Source organism: Flexivirga aerilata, assembly GCF_013002715.1.
GTDB lineage: Bacteria > Actinomycetota > Actinomycetes > Actinomycetales > Dermatophilaceae > Flexivirga > Flexivirga aerilata.
This window is the reverse complement of the sequence record NZ_JABENB010000001.1, coordinates 2,176,998-2,194,366: the sequence shown is the minus strand read 5'-3', so window position 1 is coordinate 2,194,366 and position 17,369 is coordinate 2,176,998. Positions and strand designations below refer to the sequence as shown.

Sequence of the window (17,369 nt, the reverse complement as noted above, 5' to 3'; positions counted from 1 at the left end):
CTACCGGCTGGTAGGTTCGCGACATGCCGACAAACCTCGAAGTTTCGATCGAGATCAATGCCGCGCCGGACAAGGTCTGGGCGACGGTCTCGGACCTGACCCAGATGCCGAAGTGGAGCCCGCAGACCCGCAAGGTCATCGTGCGCGGCGGCCAGCTCGGGCAGGGCAGCAAGATGGTCAACGTCAACAAGCTCGGCTGGCGGGTGTGGCCGACGCAGAGCATGGTGACCGCGTTCGAGCCGGGCCGCAAGATCGCCTGGCGGGTGAAGGAGAACCACGCGACGTGGAGCTTCGACCTCGAGCCGCTGGACGGCGGCACGCGCACCAAGCTGATCGAGCGCCGCGACGTCAGCGGCGGCACGACCGCGGTCTCCCAGCAGCTGATCGACAAGCTGATGGGCGGTGAGGATTCCTTCGAGAAGGGTCTCACCTCCGGGATGCGCCAGACCCTGCAGCGCATTCGCTCACAGGTCGAATCCGCCTGACGTTCAAGCACTTTCGTGCTCGATCCCGACTGCGTGTTCTGCGCGATCTCCGCCGGTGAAACGGCCGCCCCTGAGGTCGCACGCACGCCGCACACGATTGCGTTCCTCGACAACCGGCCGGTCTTCAAGGGGCACGTGCTCGTCATACCGGCCCAGCACGTGGTGACGCTGCCCGAGCTGTCGGCCGACGAGGTGCAGCCGTTCTTCGCGCAGGTGCAGCGCATCGCCGCGGCTGTGCCGGACGCCCTCGGCGTGCAGGGGACGTTCGTGGCGATGAACAACACCGTGTCGCAGTCGGTCCCGCACCTGCACTGCCACGTCGTCCCGCGCACCAAGGGCGACGGGCTACGCGGCTTCTTCTGGCCGCGGCACAAATACTCCGGCGACGACGAGCAGGCGGAGTATGCCGAGCGCCTGCGCGCCACCCTCGCCGTCACGGATTGACCGCGCCTTCGGAGCCTCTCGTCAGCGGATTCCCAGTTTGGCTTCTACGATGGAAGTCGGCGGGTGCGGGACCCGCGACGACGGCCGCCGGGCCACGGCAACCGCCGCCAAGGTCGACCGATGAGGGGTCACCATGGAAGGCACACTGCAGACCGGAAGCATCGTGGTGGGCGTCGACACGTCGACGTCCTCGATGACCGCCCTCGACTGGGCAGCCGAATACGCGCAGACCACTCATGCACCGATCCACCTGGTGCACGGTTTCAGCCACGACCGACCGGACCTCGTCTTCAACATGGGTGCCGATCCTGAGGATCTGTATGCCGCAGGCGAGCGGGTGCTGGTGCGCGCCCGTAACCGAATCCAGTTGCGGGATCGTATGATTCAGGTGTCGACCTCACACCCGGATGGTTACCCGGCCGCGGCCCTCGTGCGGGCGAGCGCCCATGCCGCAATGGTGGTGCTCGGCTCGCACGGCGACAGCATGCTGCACATCTCCTCGCTCGGTGAGACCGCCCACCAGGTCGCCGCACACGCCGCGTGCCCGGTCGCGATCATCCGCAAGGACAGCGCGGTCGAGTCGGCGTTCGGGCGCATCACGGTCGGCGTCGACCGTTCGGATCTCAGCGCGACCGCGCTCGCCTGGGCCTTCGCCGAGGCCGAGCGCACCGGCGCCGAGGTGCTCGCACTGCACGCGTGGCAACCGCGCGACGCCAAGGACCCGGGCCTCGGGAGCGCCGACTGGGCGTCATACACCGCCGCCTGCCGGTCGCAGATCGAGGGGGCGATCGCCGAGCAGCAGGCGCAGCACCCGAAGGTGAAGGTGCTGACCGAGATCTCCGACGGCAACCCGACCCGGTCACTGGTGCGGGAGTCGCACGCCAGCGACGCCGTGGTGATCGGCGCGCGCGGATCGGGCGGCTTCGAGGGCCTCCTGCTCGGCCGGGTGGCGCGCGATGTGCTCGGGCACGCGACCTGCCCGGTCATCGTCATGCACTGACGCGAGCGGCGCTTGCAGTCGCTTCGGGGAAGGCGCTGATCTCGATACGCGGCTTGTTCCTCGCCGCTACTCGATCAGCAGCACCGGGCTTGTTCCTCGCCGCTACTCGATCAGCAGCACCGGGCTTGTTCCTCGCCGCTACTCGATCAGCAGCACCGGGCTTGTTCCTCGCCGCTACTCGATCAGCAACACCGGGCTTGTTCCTCGCCGCTACTCGATCAGCGTCATGGGGCTTGTTCCTCGCCGCTACTCGATCAGCAACAGACCGCTGCTCGATCAGCGACACCGGGCTCAGATGAGGTCGGTGGCGCCGATCCGGTCGAGCAGGAACGCATCCTCGAAGGCCTGCTCACGCCAGGCGTCGTAGCGGCCGCTGCGGCCGCCGTGCCCCGCGGACATCTCGGTCTTGAGCAGGATCGGCCGATCGGGTCCGTTCGTGACCGTACGACGCAGCTCCTGCACCCACTTGGCCGGCTCGACGAAGAACACCCGCGGGTCGTGCAGGCTGGTGGTCGCGAGGATGGCCGGGTAGCGCTCGGCGCGGATGTTCTCGTACGGCGTGTAGGACTTCATGTAGGCATACACCTCCGGCGACTCCAGCGGGTTGCCCCACTCCTCCCACTCGCCCACGGTCAGCGGCAGCGACGGGTCGAGGATCGTGGTCAGCGCGTCGACGAACGGCACCGCCGCGTGCACCGCCGCATAGAGCTCCGGCGCGAGATTGACAACCGCCCCCATGAGCAGGCCACCGGCCGAAGCGCCTTCTGCGGCAAGACGATCCGGCGCCACCCACTGGGTGTCGATCAGCGCGCGCGAGACATCGACGAAGTCGGTGAAGGTGTTGCGCTTGGCGAGCAGCTTGCCGTCGTCATACCAACGCCGCCCCAACTCGCCGCCGCCCCGGACGTGCGCCACGGCGAAGACCACGCCGCGGTCCAGCAGCGACAACCGGCCCGAGGAGAAGTAGGGGTCGATCGGGAACTCGTAGGACCCGTAGCCGTAGACCAGCCCGGGGTTGCTGCCGTCCGCCACGACTTCCTGGCGGCGCACCAGGGACACCGGCACCTGCACTCCGTCGGCGGCGGCGACCCACAGCCGCTCCTCGACGTATCGACTCGGGTCGTAACCGGGCACCACTCGCTGCTTGAGCAGCAGCAGGTCTCCGCCCTCAGGTGTGTAGTCGTAGATCGTGCTCGGCGTCAGCCAGGACGTGAGGACGAGTTGCACTGTGTCCGTGTCGTATTCGGGATTGGCACCGACTCCGAGCGTGTGCAGCTCCGGCTCGACCGGCACCTCCACCGGCTCGCCGTAGACACCGTCGGACACCTTGGGCAGGATGCGCACCGTGCGCAGCCCGGCATGCCGCATCGTGACCGCGCTGAAGCCGGCGAAGGCATCGACACCCAGGATGCGATCGCCGTCCCCACCGGTCAGCAACGGCTCCCAGTGCTCGCGCGACGGTGCCGCGATCGTCGCCACGGCCAGGTCGAAGTCCGGCCGGGATCCGTTGTGCACCACCAGGATCCGGTCGCCGTCGACCTCGACGCTGTAGTCGAGCCCGGCGACACGGGGCTGCACCACCTGCACGTCGCTGGTCGGCTCGGCCAGGTCGAGCAGGTGGATCTCGCTGGTCGTGCTCGAACCGCTGAAGATCAACAGCCAGCGTTGGTCACGGGATTCGTCGATGCCCATCGAGAAGAGCTCGTCGTCCTCGCGCAACACCAGCACGTCGTCGGCCTGCGGGGTGCCGAGTTCGTGCCGCCATACCTCGTTGACCCGCCAGGCGTCGTCGCGCCGGGTGTAGAAGACGTAGCGGCCGTCGAGTGACCACACCGCGCCGTTGCCCACACCACGCACCGCGTCGTCGAGCAGGTCGCCGGTGGCGATGTCCCGCACGGACAGGTCGTTGATCTCGTCTCCGGTGAGGTCCACCCCGACGGCGACCCGCGTCCCGTCCGGGCTCACCGCGAGATCGGACAGCTCGAAGAAGTCGTGCCCCTCCGCCGCGCGGTTGCCGTCCATGAGGATCTGCTCACCCGGCGGCACGACGCCGGGCTCCAGTTGCGGCCGCTCCCCGTCCTCGGCGAAGGGCAGCCGGGCGTGCACGGCATACTGCTGGCCCTCGACGGTGCGCGTGTAATACCACCAGTCCCCCATGCGCACCGGCACCGACAGGTCGGTCTCCTGGGTGTGCGCCTTGATCTCGCCGAAGATCTCGTCCGCCAGCGGTTTCAGGTGGCCGGTGAGCGCGTCGGTGTAGGCGTTCTCGGCCTCGAGATGGGCGATGACCTCGGGCGCGTCCTTGTCGCGCAGCCATTCGAAGTCGTCGACGAAGGTGTCGCCGTGGAAGGTGCGCTGCACGGGCACCGCACGAGCCACGGGAGGCTGCGGTTCAGTCACTGCGCCAGCGTATGACGCAGGCCGCGTCACTCGTTGATGCCGGTCTGCTCGACACCTTCGACGATCCACCGTTGGAGGAACAGGAACATCAGCAGCAGCGGCACCATCGACACGATGGCGGCCGCGAACATGCCTGGGATGTCGACGGATTGGGCGGTGATGTAGGTCGACAACGACACCTGCACGGTCCACGATGACTGGTCCTGCCCGATCACCAGCGGCCAGAGGAAGGCATTCCAGCTGCCGATGAAGGTGATCGTGCCGATGGCCGCCGCGAAGCCCAGCGAATTGGGCACCACGATGGAGCGGAAGGTGCGCATCGGGCCGGCGCCGTCGATGCGGGCCGCCTCCTCCAGCTCCTTGGGAAAGCCGAGGAAGTACTGCCGGAAGAGGAACGTCGCGAGCGACTGGAAGAGCCCGGGCACGATCAGCCCGCGCAGCGTGGACACCCAGCCGAGCGTCGACACCATCACGAACGACGGCACGAACGTCACCGCGGCCGGGATCAGCAAGGTCGCGACGATCAGGTAGAAGACCGCGTTGGCGTAGCGGACGGTCGAGCGGGCGAGGCCGTAGCCCGCCATACCCGAGATGACGAGCACGAGCACGGTCTGGGTGACCGCGATGACCGCGGAGTTGAGCAGGCTGCGCCCGAGCGGCACCGACGAGTCGGTGAAGATCCGCTTCAGGTTGGACCATTCCGGGTGGGTCGGGAACCACGTCCAGTGGTCGACGCTGACCAGCTGCGCTTGCGTCGACAGCGCGCCGCGCAGCAGCAGGTAGAACGGCACCAGGAAGAGCAGCGCCGCGACGCCGAGCACCAGGTAACGGATGGACCGGGTGGCGATCATGTCGGGGTCCTCGCGAAGTATCGAGCGACGAAGGAGCGAGAACTTCGTGGGGTGTGCATCTCAGACTTCCCGGCGGCCGAGACCGGTGAGGCGGCCCTGCAGCAGCGCGAAGACCGCGATCAGCAGGGTGAGGATGACGGCACCCGCGCTGCCGTCGCCGAAGTCCTGCCCGTTGCCGAGCGCGACGTTGTAGAGGTAGACCAGCGGGGGCCGTGCGTAGGGTGGGTAGCCGGCCGTGGTGGTGAGCACGTTGTAGAACTCGTCGAATGCCTGAAATGCGTTGACCAGCAACAACATCAGCACGGCCGTGGAGGTCGCGCGCAGCTGTGGGAAGGTGATGTAGCGGAACGCCTTCCAGCCGGTCGCCCCGTCGAGCGCGGCCGCCTCGTAGAGCTGTCGGGGCACTCGCTGCAGCGCGGCGAGGAAGAGCACCATGAAGAAGCCGAGCTGCAGCCAGAGCCGGACGGTGACCAGCACCAGCCAATACCAGGGCGGGTGGACCACCGACAGCCAGGCGATCGGCGCGACGCCGCACCAGCCGAGCACGGTGTTGACCAACCCCGCAGCGGTGCCGCCGAAGAGCGACTCACGCCAGATCATCGCGGCAACGACGTAGCTGCACGCGGTCGGCAGGAAGAACACCGAGCGGAAGAACGACTTGCCGGCCCGCGTGTTGCTGACCAGCACGGCCAGCGCGAGCGAGAGCACGAAGGTGGTCGGCACGATGAAGATCGCGAACACCACGAAGGTGAGCAGGCTGGACCGGAACGCGCTGTCCCCGAGCATCCGCGTGTAGTTGTCGAACCCGACGAAATGCGTTGGGGTGACTGTGTTCCGGGCGTCGTAAAAGCTCAGCCACACGCTCCAGATGATGGGTACGACGACGAAGACGAGCAGCCCGGCGACGAACGGCCCGACGAAGATCCAAAACCACAGGTGTGGGCTGTCGGTCCATCGGCGGCGCGGGCTCGCCGGCCGGCGGAGCGCGGCCGGCGCCGTGGCTCCCGTCATGGCGCCGGAGTCAGCCACCGAAGCGGGTGAGCTCGGCGTCGACCACCGTGCGCACGCCGGCCAGCGCCTTGGCCGGGTCGGCCCCGGAGCGCACGATGTTGTTGACCGCGTCGGTCATCGCGGTCGACGACTTCGGGGTCCACAGCAGCGGCGTCTGCGGGTGGCCGTAGTCCTTGAGGTAGCCGGCAGCCGTCGCCGCCGGGCCGCTCTTGAGCTTGTCGGCCTTGGCGATCAGGCTGGCCCGGGCGGGCACGTGGAAGCCGTAGCTCTGCGCGAAGTCGAGCTGGTCGCCGGTTTGGTCAATCCATAGCCACTTGACGAATTTCTTTGCGGCGTCGACGTTTTCGGCGCGCGCGCTGACGCAGGCGGCATAGGCACCCACCGGCACCGACGGCTTGCCGGACGCACCGATCGCCGGGAACGGCAGCACTCCGAAGTCGTCGCCGAGCGCCTTCTGGAGCGCCGGGAAGTTCCACAGCCCCGTCCACTGTATGGCGGTGAGCCCGCTCGTGATCGCGCCCGGATCGGACCAGTCAGTCGGCGCGCCGAGCAGCAGGTCGCCCGAGGAGAACAACTTGTGGAACGTGCCGAGCGCACCGGCCACCTCGGCGTTGTCGAAGTCGGGTTTGCCGTCCTTCAGGTAGTCGTGGCCGCTGCTCCAGAGCACCGGTCCGGCGAGCACACTGGCGCCGCCGTCGTTGCCGAGGAAGAGTCCCTTGACCTTGCCGGTGGAGAGCTTCCCCGCCGCGGCGACCAGCTCGTCGAGCGTCTCGGGCGGCTTCACGCCGGCCTTCTGCAGCATCGACTTGCGGTAGACGAACAGCTGCATGTCGACGACCTGCGGGATGCCGTAGATCTTGCCCTTCCAGGTCATCCGCTCCAGCAGCGACGCGGTGAAGTCGCTGCGGGCTTCGCCGTAGAGGTCGGTGAGGTCGACGACCTGCTTGCCGGTGATCATGTCGATCGTCGGGCCGTTGCCGTATTCGAAGGCGTCCGGCCCGGAGTCGGTGAGCAGGGCGGCGGCGGCCTTCTGGTCGTAGTTGCCGGGGATCCACTGCACCGACACCTTCGCCGGCTTGTACGCCGCGGCGTAGCGCTTCACCGCCTGCTCGGTGCCAGGCTCGCCGTACTGGTGGTACCACTGCGAGATGGTGCCCGCGCCGCCACCGGAGCCGGAGGCACCGGACCCGCCGCTCGACCGCCCGGTGTTGCCGCCGCACGCGGTGAGCGCCGCCAGGGTGAGCGCCCCCGCGCCACCGGCGAGCACCTGCCGCCGGCTCGGGCCGGCGGGGACGGACAGCTGTGAATAACGGACCATGATCGGCACCATAACTTTCACACGGCGACAAGAGTGCCTACGCAGCCTATTGGTCTGCGCCGTGAAAACCACGGAAGCGGGCCGGCCGGCCGCACCTCACGTTCCGGTGCGGCTAGCCGCCGACCAGGCAGGACGGGCCGAGCAGCGCCTTCAGGTCTCCGAACAACGCCGGCGAGGCGGTGACCCGCAGGCGGTCGTCGAGTCGCACGGTGACCGACCGGCCGGGCTGGGTGAGCTTGAGATGCACCTCGGTGGCACCCGGGTGTTCGCCCAGCACCCCCTTGAGCTTGTGCGCCATGCCGTTGTTGGCGCGCACCAGCGGCATGGTGAGCACCACCGGTCCGCGCACGTCGCCCTTGAGCTCGGGCAGGGTGAACTCCTGCGCGGACAGCGACACGGTGTCGTCGCGCTCCAGCACCCGGCCCTTGATCACGCAGACGGTGTCGGGGCTGAGCATGGTGGAGACCGTCATGTAGGTCTTGGCGAAGAAGAGCACCTCGACGCTGCCCTCGAGGTCCTCGACCGTGGCGATCGCCCAGAGCTCACCGCGCTTGTTGCGCTTGAGTTGCAGGCCGGTGATCAGCCCGGCGATGGTGACCATCGCCCCCTCGGGCGGGTGGTCGTCGCCGTGCAGCTTGTTGATGCCGATGTCGGCGTGCTGGGCGAGGATGCGCTCGATGCCGAAGAGCGGGTGGTCGGAGACGTAGAGGCCGAGCATGTCGCGTTCGAAGGCGAGCTTGGTCTGCTTGTCCCACTCGATGTCGGGGATCGGCGGCAGCGCGGCGAGGTCGACGCCCCCGCCGCCATCACCGAAGTCGCCGAAGAGGGAGTCCTGGCCGACGGCGCTCATCTTCGCCTCGTCGGCGAGGGAGTCGACATAGGTCTCGTGCACCGCGACCAGACCCTGCCGGGTGTGGCCGAGATCGTCGAAACCGCCTGCCTTGATGAGGGATTCGACGGTGCGCTTGTTGCAGACCGTCGAGCCGCCCTTGCGCAGGAAGTCCTCGAACGAGGTGAACTTGCCCTTCTCCTCACGCGCCCGCACCACGGCGTCGACGACGTTGGCGCCGACGTTGCGCACCGCGCCCATGCCGAAGCGGATGTCCTCCCCGACGGCGGTGAAGTCGCGGACCGACTCGTTGACCGCCGGCGGCAGCACCTTGATGCCGAGCTTGCGGGTGTCGGCCAGGTAGGTGGCCATCTTGGTCTTGTCGTCGCCGACCGAGGTGAGCAGCGCCGCGGCATACTCCGCCGGGTAGTTGGCCTTGAGGTATGCCGTCCAGTAGCTCACCAGACCGTAACCGGCGGTGTGCGACTTGTTGAAGGCGTAGCCGGAGAAGGGCAGCATGACGTCCCACAGCGCCTGGGTCGCCTCGGGTGAGAAGCCGTTCTTGATCATGCCGGCGGAGAAGTTGTCCCACTCCTTGGCCAGCACCTCCGGCTTCTTCTTACCCATCGCCCGGCGCAGCAGGTCGGCGCCGCCGAGCGTGTAGCCCGCGAGTTCGCGGGCGATCGCCATGATCTGCTCCTGGTAGACCAGCAGGTGGTAGGTGGTGCCGAGGATCGGGTCGAGCGCCTCCTTCAGCTCCGGGTGGATCGGGCTGATCTCCTGGCGGCCGTTCTTGCGCTCGGCGTAGTTGATGTGCGCGTTGGCGGCCATCGGCCCCGGTCGGTAGAGCGCCAGGACCGCCGCGATGTCCTCGAATCGGGTCGGCACCATCAGTCGCAGCAGGCTGCGCATCGCGCCGCCGTCGAGCTGGAACACCCCGAGCGTGTCGCCGCGGGCGAGCAGCTCGTAGGTCTTGGCGTCGTCGAGCGGGATGGTCTCGGTGGTGATCTTCTCGCCGCGGTTGGTCTCGATGTTGCCGATGGCCTGGTCGATGATGCCGAGGTTGCGCAACCCCAGGAAGTCCATCTTGATCAGGCCCATGTCCTCGCACTGCGGGTACGAGAAACCGGTGATGACGACGCCGTCCTTGTCGCGGCGGTGCATCGGGATCAGGTCGAGCAGCGGCGCGGACGACAGGATCACCGCGGCCGCGTGCACGCCGGTGCCGCGGATCTTGCCCTCGAGCCCGCGCGCGGTGTCGAAGACCTTCTTGACCTCGGGTTGCGCCTCGATCATGGCGCGGAAGTCGACGCCCTCGTTGTAGCGGGGGTGGCTCTCGTCATACGTCGCCGAGAGCGGGACGCCCTTGCCCTGCACGTCGGGCGGCATCGCCTTGGAGATCTGGTCGCCGAGGCTGAACGGGAAGCCGAGGATGCGGTTGGCGTCCTTGATCGCCGCCTTCGCCTTGATGGTGGAGAAGGTGTTGACCTGGGCGGTGTATTCGGCGCCGTACTTTTCGGTGACGTAGCGGACCATCTTGTCGCGCTGGCGGTCGTCGAAGTCGAGGTCGACGTCCGGCGGGTTGATGCGCTCGGGGTTCAGGAACCGCTCGAACAGCAGCTGGTGCTCCAGCGGGTCCAGCTCGGTGATGCGGGTCAGGTAGGCGACCATCGAACCGGTCGCCGAACCGCGCCCGGGGCCGACCGGCACGCCGTTGTCGCGCGCGTAGCGGCAGATGTCGGCGACCACCAGGAAGTAGGACGAGAAGCCCATCGGCTCGATGACGGCCATCTCGGTCTCGATGCGGTCGAGCACCTCCTGGCTGGGGTTGTCGCCGTAGCGTTCCTTCAGCCCCAGCTGGATCTGCTCGCGCAGGTAGGACGCCTGGGTCTGGCCCTCCGGCACGTCCGGGAACTGCGGCATGCGGTCGACATACTCGAACACCTCCGAGTAGTCGCCGATCATCTCGGCGACCTTGAGGGTGTTGTCGCACGCCTCCGGCAGCTCGCGGAACAGCTCGCGCATCTCGGTGGCGGACTTCAGGTAGTAGCCGGTGCCGTTGAACTTGAACCGGCCCGGGTCGTCCTTGTTCTTGCCCACGCCGATGCACAGCAGGTCGTCGTGGCTGTCGGCCTGGTCCTCGGTGACGTAGTGGCTGTCGTTGGTGGCGAGCAGCGGCAGGTCGAGGCGCTTGGCGATGTCGAGCAGGCCCGACCGCACCGAGCGTTCGATGTCGAGCCCGTGGTCCATCAGCTCCAGGAAGAAGTTTTCCTTGCCGAAGATGTCCTGGTATGCCGCAGCCGCCTCCATCGCCTCGTCGAACTGGCCGAGCCGCAGCCTCGTCTGCACCTCGCCCGACGGGCAGCCGGTGGTGGCGATGATGCCCTGGCCGTGCGCGGCGAGCAGCTCCCGGTCCATGCGGGGCTTCATGTAGTAGCCCTCGAAGCTGGCCAGCGAGCTCAGCTTGAACAGGTTGCGCAGGCCGGCCGCGTCCTTCGCCCACATCGTCATGTGCGTGTAGCGACCGCCGCCGGAGACGTCCTTGCCGCCCTCACCGTCGACGTTGGCGTCGCGTTTGCCGCCAGGCGCCCAGAACTCCTGCTGCCGGGAGAAGCGGGTGCTCGGCGCCAGATAGGCCTCGATGCCGATGATCGGCTTGACCGGGGAATCCTTTGCGGCACCGAAGAATTCGTAGGCGCCGAACATGTTGCCGTGGTCGCTCATCGCGACTGCCGGCATGCCGAGCCGCGCCACCTCGTCGAACATCGGGCCGACCTTCGCGGCCCCGTCGAGCATGGAGTATTCGGTGTGCACATGCAGGTGCACGAAGTCACTGGAGGCGGCTGAATCTGACATCGCCGACGAGTTTAGATCGCCACCCCGACAGCCCGTCGCGACGCGCGGTGGTGTGACGGATGAGGCGACGTGCTAGTCCCCCTAGGCCGCAGACCTAGGACCGTCGAAGTCGCCGTACGACAGTGTCTGATCTTGCGCAACGCCGACAACCACGGGCGTCCCGGGACGTCTTCCCCTCGACAGCAACCACTCGTCAGCAATCACTCACCAGGGGGAAGAAACATGAAGGTCTCACGCCACCAGTTCGCCATCGCCGGCATCGTCGGAGCACTCGCCGCGGGCGGCGCCATCGCCACCGGCACCAGCAGCTTCGCCGCGGACGGCACGGCCACCGGCACGACGACCGGCACCACGGCAAGCTCGACCGTCGCACCGTCCACCAGCAGCAGCGGCACCACCTCGGCAAACGCGACGGAGACTTCGTCGCAGAGCGCGTCCGGCTCGCCGAGCGGGTCGAGCAACTCGACCAAGACCCACACCAGACTCGCAGTCTCGATCGCGCCCGCGTTGTGCACCACTAAGGACACGGCTGAGCACCTCCAGGTCTCCGCGGTGACCCTTACGGCACCCGACGACTACGCGTACAACCTGACTGCCTCGATCGTCAACATGCTCGGAGCGGGCGGCGGTGCCATACCCGATGGACTGCGAACCTACGCGGAAAGCGGGGTCGCCAACGTCAAGCCGGGCGGGACCGTGACCGTGCGGTTGAGTTGGCCGGCGAGCATCAAGGAGTCCTATCTCTACGCCGACGCGGGCGTGGACTGGGCGGTCGGGGGCGACAACAAGAACATCAAGCTCGGCGGGGCGAACGGCCTGCACGGCTACTCGACGATCTGCGGTGCTGCGAGCAAGCCGACCGGCACCACCCAGCCGACCGCCCCGCAACCGACCGACGAGCCGCCGACCCCGTCGCCGGTTACCACCCAGATCGGCGTCACCGGCTGAGCAGGGCTCCATCACACCGTCAATCACACCCGCAATCACACCTGGTATGCCGCGGGCCGTCGTCGGGGGCGGCCCGCGGCATACCGAAAACACCACGCACACCACACATTTCAGGGGAAAGCCATGCCAATCTCACGCAGCCAGTTCGCCATCGCCGGCATCGTCGGAGCACTCGCCGCCGGCGGCGCCATCGCCACCGGCACCAGCAGCTTCGCCACCGACGGCCCTGCGACCAGTAGTGCGGCCACCAGTAGCTCGACCACGTCGGCCGGCACCACAGCCGCGCCCTCGGGGACCTCCAGCCCCGCGGGTGCCACCGACAACCCGACTGCCCCCGCGACACCGCCGGTCGACGTCGACGGGATCACCATTCGCACCTCGCCCGGGCCCTGCACGGCCCGGTCGATCGCCGGCGACAAGTCCAGCATGACCATCACCGTGACGTCGGCGCACGACCTCGGCGGCGGCCGACTCGTGGCATATCTCCAGTCCGGGCAGGCAGCCGCGGGCAATTGGAGCTACGACCTCGGCCCGGCGACGGCCGGCACCCACACGGTGCATGCCACCTGGCCGAGTGGCTACGAGGACGTCGCCCTCGGCGTCTCCTACCTGAACGCCGGCATGAGCCACAACGCCGGGGTCGTGGAGCACCCGCGCTTCCGGACGTGCGGCGCCGCGGGCGGACCGACGGCCACCCACGCGCCCACCGGGACCAAGCAGCCGACCGCACCACAACCGACCGCATCACACCCGACCAATGAGCCGCCGACGCCGTCGCCGGTCACCACCCAGCTCGGGGTCACCGGCTGACTCGTCACGTCATACCGGACTTGTCACGCTTTACCACGACTTGTCACGTGCTGTAGCACGTGACAAGTCGTCGGTTTATGTGACAAGTCGCCGGTTGGTGTGACAAGTCGCCGAAAGCCGGACGAGTCGTGCGCCCAGATCGTGATCGGAGTTGTAGCCGAGCCGTCAGCCGCGCGCGATGTCGAGCGCGCGCTGCAGATCGGCCGGATACGGGCTTTCGAAGGTGACCCACTCCCCCGACCCGGGGTGCTCGAAGCCGAGCTCGACCGCGTGCAGCCACTGCCGGTCCAGGCCGAGCTTCTTGGCGAGCGTCGGGTCGGCGCCATACAGCGGATCACCGACGCACGGGTGATGCAGCGCGGAGAAATGCACCCGGATCTGGTGGGTGCGCCCGGTTTCCAGATGTATGTCGAGCAGGCTCATCGACCGGAACGCTTCCAGCAGCTCGTAGTGCGTCACGCTCGGCCGCCCGGACTGCATCACCGCGAACTTGTAGTCGTGCCCGGGATGCCGGCCGATCGGTGCGTCGATGGTGCCGACGATCGGGTCCGGAAGCCCTTGCACGAGAGCGTGATAGGTCTTGTCGACGGTGCGATCGCGGAACGCCTGCTTGAGCGCGGTGTAGGCGCGCTCGCTCTTGGCCACGACCATCAGCCCGCTCGTGCCGACGTCCAGGCGCTGCACGATGCCCTGCCGCTCGGCGGCGCCCGACGTCGAGATGCGGTAGCCCGCACCGGCCAGGCCGCTCACCACGTCCGGGCCGTCCCAGCCGACACTTGGGTGCGCCGCGACCCCGGCCGGCTTGTCGACCACGACGATCTCGCTGTCGTCGTGCACGATGCGCAGGCCCTCGATGTGCTGCGGCTTGACCTCGGGCACCCGCGGACCGACCCGGTCCGGCATGCGCACCTCGAGCCACTGCCCGCTGCTCACCCGGTCGGACTTGCCGGCCTCTTTGCCGTCGAGCGTCACCGCTCCGGCCTTGGCCAGGTCGGCCGCCTGGGTGCGGGAGAAACCGAGCAGCCGCGCGATCGCGGCGTCGACGCGCTCCCCCTCGAGGCCCTCCGGTATGCCGAGCGCCTTCACCTCGCTCACGAAGCATCCTCCGCAGCAGAGGTCTTCGTGTCGTCCGCCCGCTTGCCGTCGATGCCGATGCCGAGGAAGGCGAGCAACGCGATCAGGCAGGCGGCGGTCACCACGCAGATGTCGGCCACGTTGAAGATCGGCCAGTGCGGCAACTCCAGGAAGTCCACGACGTGCCCGCGCCCGCCGCCCGGCGGCCGGAAGAACCGGTCGGTGAGGTTGCCGAGCGCGCCGCCGATCAGCAGCCCGAGGGCGCACGCCCACGGCTTGCTGCGCAGCCGCCGCGCGAAGTAGATGGTCACCGCGATGACCGCGATCGCGATGACCGTGAGCAGCCAGGTGGCGTTGGTGGCGATCGAGAAGGCCGCACCGGGGTTGTCGGTGAGCCGCAGCTGCAGCAGGGTGCCGATGAACTCCCGCGACCGGTCCGGCTCCAGGGCCGACTTCGCCCACGCCTTGGTGCCCTGGTCGGCGGCATACCCCGAAGCGGCCACGGCCACCAGGAGCGCGATCAGCCGGGGGGACGGACGCCGGCTCGCCGCGCGTCGGGCGTCGGCGTCGGGCTGGCTCAGCGGTATCTCGTTTCCTGCTTGGTCTTGCACGTCAGGCACAGCGTCGCCCTCGGGAAGGCCTGCAACCGCAACTTGCCGATGGGGTTGCCGCAGTTCTCGCAGAGTCCATAACTGCCGTCGTCGATGCGTTCCAGGGCATGCACCGATTGTTCCAGCAGGTCGCGAGAGTTCTGCGCGAGGGAGTACTCGTGTTCGCGCTCGAACGTCTTGGCACCGGCGTCAGCCTGGTCGTCACCGGCCCCGTCGCCACTGTCCTTGATCAGGCCGGCGATGTCGTCCTCGAAGCCGTGCAGCTCGGTGGTGAGGCGCTCCACATCGCTTTGCAACTCGGCGCGTACGGCGCTGAGCTCCTTTGCCGTCCAAGGCGATTCGTCGTCGCGCACCTTCAACCGGTTGGCCGTCGCGGCGACCTTCGCCGGGGTGGTCTTCTTCGCCGCCGTCTTCGCGGCGGGTGCCGAAGCCGTGGCCGCAGGCGCCTTCTTCGCGGGCGCCTTCGCGGCTGCCTTCTTGGCCGGGGCCTTCGCGGCGGCTGCCTTCTTCGCCGGAGCCTTCGTGGCAGCAGCCTTCGTGGCAGAGCTCTTCTTGGCAGGAGTTTTCTTGGCAGAGGTCTTGTTGGCTGGAGCCTTCGCGGCGGAAGCCTTCTTCGCGGCCGTCTTCGCCGCAGCGGTCTTTGCCGTCTTCTTCGTCGCCGTCTTCTTGGCCGGCGTAGCCTTCACCGCCGCCTTCTTGGCAGCCGCCTTCTTGGTAGCAGTCTTCTTGGCGGCAGTTTTCTTGGCCGTGCTCTTCGCGGCCGGACTCTTCTTCGCCGTCGCCTTCGTGGCGGCGCCCTTGGCGGCGCCTTTGGCGGCCGCGGTCTTGGCGGCGGCGGTCTTGGAGGAGGTCCTCGCCGGGCGGCTCGTCGCCTTCGACACGGCCTTACCGGCTGCCTTGCGCAACGCGGCTGTGACCCGGGTACGCCGTCCGGCGGTGCCCGACCCTACGTCGGCCGACCTCTTCGTTGCCATCGGTTCCCTTCCTCCTCGGTGGGCCGCCAGGCTGCACCGGCGAAGGCCCCCGATCAACGGCTTGCCGCAGGATAAGCGACGGTGAATCGTCGTACAACGACATCGGCCCGATTACTCGGGAAACGACGAACGCGGCGCCCACCATAACCGATGGGCGCCGCGTTCGGGCGGTGTTGTCGCGCGGGAGGTCAGCCCTTCGGCTTGCCGTCCCCGTCGACCGCGGTGTGGTCCAGCTGCGACAGGTGGCTCTCGATGTAGCCGCGCAGCTTGGTGCGGTAGTCGCCCTCGAAGGCGCGCAGCTTGTCGATGTCGGTCGTCACCCGGTCACGCTCGGTGTTGAGCTCGGAGAGGATGCGGTTCTTGCGCTCCTCGGCCTCGCGCACCATCTGCTGCGACTGCTCGGTGCCGGTGCGGACCAGCTCGTCGTGCTGGGTCTGACCCGACTGCACCAGCTCGTCGTGCCGGCTCTGGCCGGTGGCGATGAGCTCGTCGTGGCGGCTCTGCGCGGTGCCGAGGAGCTCGTCCCGCTGCGAGGTGGCCTCGGAGATCAGCTGGTCGCGCTTGGTGGTCGCCTCGCTGATCAGCCGGTCGCGGGTCGTCTCGCCCTCGCGCACGTGCTCGTCGTGCAGCCGCTGCGCCAGCGCGATGACGCCGGCAGCACTCTCCGGCGACACCAGCTGCTGCGTGCCGCCCGACTCGGCCTGCGCAGGCTTGCCCTGCTTCGGCTGGTCGGCGAGCGCGGCCGGGGCCTGCTGCTTGGCGGCGGAGTCGCTCTGCTGCTGCTTGGCGTCGGCCAGCTGCTGCTGGGCGGCCTTGAGCTGCTTCTGCGCGTCCTGCAGCTGCGCCTCGGCGCGGGACTGCTCCTGCTTGGTGTCGGCGAGCTGGCTCTTGGCCTGGTCGAGCTCGGCCCGCACCCGGGTCAGCTCATCCCGGGTCGTCTTCAGCTGGCCCTGCGCGGCCGTCAGGTCCGCCTGCGCCGCCTTGGCTGCAGCGGCGTCCGGCACCTCGGCGGCGTCGTCCTTGCCCTTCTTGTCGCCACCGGAGACCGGCGTGAGGGCGGGGACTGCCGCGGCCGGCGACGCGGCCGCGGGGGTGTTCGCGCCGGGGCTGGTGACATCGGCGTCGGCGCGACCCGGCTGGCCCTTGCTGCGGCGGCAGTCCTCGAGCTTGCCGGTCAGGTCCTCGTTCTCAGCGTTCAGCCGGCGCAGCTCGACCACGATCTCGTCGAGGAAGTCGTCCACCTGGATCTCGTCGTAACCGCTACGACCAAAACCCTTGGGCTTGGTGAACTCCTTCTTGACCACGTCTTCAGGCGTCAACGCCATCTGTCCACCTCGGTGAAAAATCAGGTGCGGCGGGTGACAGCTCGCGCTTTTGCGCACGCTGGACCGCCGACAATCGGTTGAATGTCGTGCTTACCTTAGGACACTGAGCAGCAAAGAGACAGCCAGGATCAGCACCAGGAAGGCCAGGTCGAGCCGCACCTGCCCCAGCCGCAGCGGTGGTATGACGCGGCGCAGCGCCTTCAACGGCGGGTCCGTCACGGAGTAGATCGCCTCCGCGATCACCAGGACCACACCGCGCGGGCGCCAGTCCCGCGCGAAGACCTGCACCCAGTCGAGCACCAGTCTGCCGAGCAGCATGATGAAGAACACATAGAGCAGTAGTGAGACGAGGCTCAGAACGGCTGACATATATCAATTCTGCGGCATCCGGACGTGGGACCGACCACCGGCCCGAAAGCCGCGATGAAATTGC

At 68.2% G+C, this 17,369-nt stretch carries 17 protein-coding genes; 5 read left to right on the top strand and 12 right to left on the bottom strand.

Features of this window, described 5'->3' with window-relative positions:
• The first annotated feature begins 23 nt into the window (after positions 1-23).
• From HJ588_RS10300 to HJ588_RS10290, 3 genes are all read left to right on the top strand, one after another.
• Entirely contained in the window at positions 24-485 is a 462-nt protein-coding gene (locus HJ588_RS10300) for an SRPBCC family protein (RefSeq protein ID WP_171154610.1), read from the top strand.
• Positions 486-500: 15 nt separating this feature from the next.
• Positions 501-929 carry an HIT domain-containing protein gene (locus HJ588_RS10295; protein ID WP_171154608.1) on the top strand — a complete coding sequence of 143 codons (429 nt, stop codon included), beginning with the start codon at positions 501-503 and terminating at the stop codon, positions 927-929.
• A 133-nt stretch (positions 930-1,062) separates the two neighbouring features.
• Positions 1,063-1,929 (top strand): universal stress protein, encoded by an 867-nt coding sequence (locus tag HJ588_RS10290; RefSeq protein ID WP_171154606.1) that lies wholly within the window; start codon positions 1,063-1,065, stop codon positions 1,927-1,929.
• A 291-nt stretch (positions 1,930-2,220) separates the two neighbouring features.
• Here the strand turns inward: HJ588_RS10290 and HJ588_RS10285 are convergent, their stop codons facing one another.
• From HJ588_RS10285 to HJ588_RS10260, 6 genes are all read right to left on the bottom strand, one after another.
• The gene (locus HJ588_RS10285; protein WP_171154603.1) at positions 2,221-4,329 is read right to left on the bottom strand and encodes a prolyl oligopeptidase family serine peptidase; all 2,109 of its coding nucleotides are present in this window, start codon (positions 4,327-4,329) and stop codon (positions 2,221-2,223) included.
• Between the two features lie 26 nt (positions 4,330-4,355).
• Positions 4,356-5,180, bottom strand: coding sequence for a carbohydrate ABC transporter permease (locus tag HJ588_RS10280; RefSeq protein WP_171154601.1), 825 nt, complete (start codon positions 5,178-5,180; stop codon positions 4,356-4,358).
• A gap of 60 nt (positions 5,181-5,240) precedes the next feature.
• Positions 5,241-6,191 (bottom strand): carbohydrate ABC transporter permease, encoded by a 951-nt coding sequence (locus tag HJ588_RS10275; RefSeq protein WP_171154599.1) that lies wholly within the window; start codon positions 6,189-6,191, stop codon positions 5,241-5,243.
• A 10-nt stretch (positions 6,192-6,201) separates the two neighbouring features.
• Entirely contained in the window at positions 6,202-7,509 is a 1,308-nt protein-coding gene (locus tag HJ588_RS10270; protein ID WP_171154597.1) for an ABC transporter substrate-binding protein, read from the bottom strand.
• A 112-nt stretch (positions 7,510-7,621) separates the two neighbouring features.
• A complete protein-coding gene (dnaE, locus tag HJ588_RS10265; protein ID WP_171154594.1) occupies positions 7,622-11,194 on the bottom strand; it encodes a DNA polymerase III subunit alpha in 3,573 nt (1,190 codons plus the stop codon).
• 200 nt (positions 11,195-11,394) lie between these two features.
• Positions 11,395-11,721, bottom strand: coding sequence for a hypothetical protein (locus HJ588_RS10260; RefSeq protein ID WP_171154592.1), 327 nt, complete (start codon positions 11,719-11,721; stop codon positions 11,395-11,397).
• Positions 11,722-11,746: 25 nt separating this feature from the next.
• On the opposite strand from HJ588_RS10260, the gene HJ588_RS10255 reads away from it, so the two are divergent.
• Entirely contained in the window at positions 11,747-12,142 is a 396-nt protein-coding gene (locus HJ588_RS10255; protein ID WP_171154590.1) for a hypothetical protein, read from the top strand.
• 110 nt (positions 12,143-12,252) lie between these two features.
• Here HJ588_RS10255 and HJ588_RS10250 read toward each other — a convergent pair whose 3' ends face one another.
• A complete protein-coding gene (locus HJ588_RS10250; protein ID WP_171154588.1) occupies positions 12,253-12,570 on the bottom strand; it encodes a hypothetical protein in 318 nt (105 codons plus the stop codon).
• Between HJ588_RS10250 and HJ588_RS10245 the strand changes: the two genes are divergently transcribed.
• Positions 12,569-12,952 carry a hypothetical protein gene (locus tag HJ588_RS10245; RefSeq protein WP_171154586.1) on the top strand — a complete coding sequence of 128 codons (384 nt, stop codon included), beginning with the start codon at positions 12,569-12,571 and terminating at the stop codon, positions 12,950-12,952. The two genes, HJ588_RS10250 and HJ588_RS10245, sit on opposite strands and share 2 nt — an antisense overlap.
• A gap of 165 nt (positions 12,953-13,117) precedes the next feature.
• Here the strand turns inward: HJ588_RS10245 and HJ588_RS10240 are convergent, their stop codons facing one another.
• The 5 genes from HJ588_RS10240 to HJ588_RS10220 form a co-directional block, all read right to left on the bottom strand.
• The gene (locus tag HJ588_RS10240; protein ID WP_171154584.1) at positions 13,118-14,047 is read right to left on the bottom strand and encodes an RluA family pseudouridine synthase; all 930 of its coding nucleotides are present in this window, start codon (positions 14,045-14,047) and stop codon (positions 13,118-13,120) included.
• The gene (lspA, locus tag HJ588_RS10235; RefSeq protein WP_343036665.1) at positions 14,044-14,646 is read right to left on the bottom strand and encodes a signal peptidase II; all 603 of its coding nucleotides are present in this window, start codon (positions 14,644-14,646) and stop codon (positions 14,044-14,046) included. Before lspA ends, HJ588_RS10240 begins: the two co-directional genes overlap by 4 nt.
• Positions 14,604-15,518, bottom strand: a complete 915-nt coding sequence (locus tag HJ588_RS10230) for a TraR/DksA family transcriptional regulator (protein WP_343036664.1) — start codon at positions 15,516-15,518, stop codon at positions 14,604-14,606. The genes lspA and HJ588_RS10230 overlap by 43 nt, the downstream gene beginning before the upstream one ends.
• A gap of 281 nt (positions 15,519-15,799) precedes the next feature.
• A complete protein-coding gene (locus tag HJ588_RS10225) occupies positions 15,800-16,936 on the bottom strand; it encodes a DivIVA domain-containing protein (RefSeq protein WP_171154580.1) in 1,137 nt (378 codons plus the stop codon).
• Between the two features lie 90 nt (positions 16,937-17,026).
• Positions 17,027-17,305: a YggT family protein gene (locus HJ588_RS10220; protein WP_171154578.1), complete on the bottom strand. Its 279-nt coding sequence runs from the start codon at positions 17,303-17,305 to the stop codon at positions 17,027-17,029.
• Positions 17,306-17,369 lie beyond the last annotated feature (64 nt).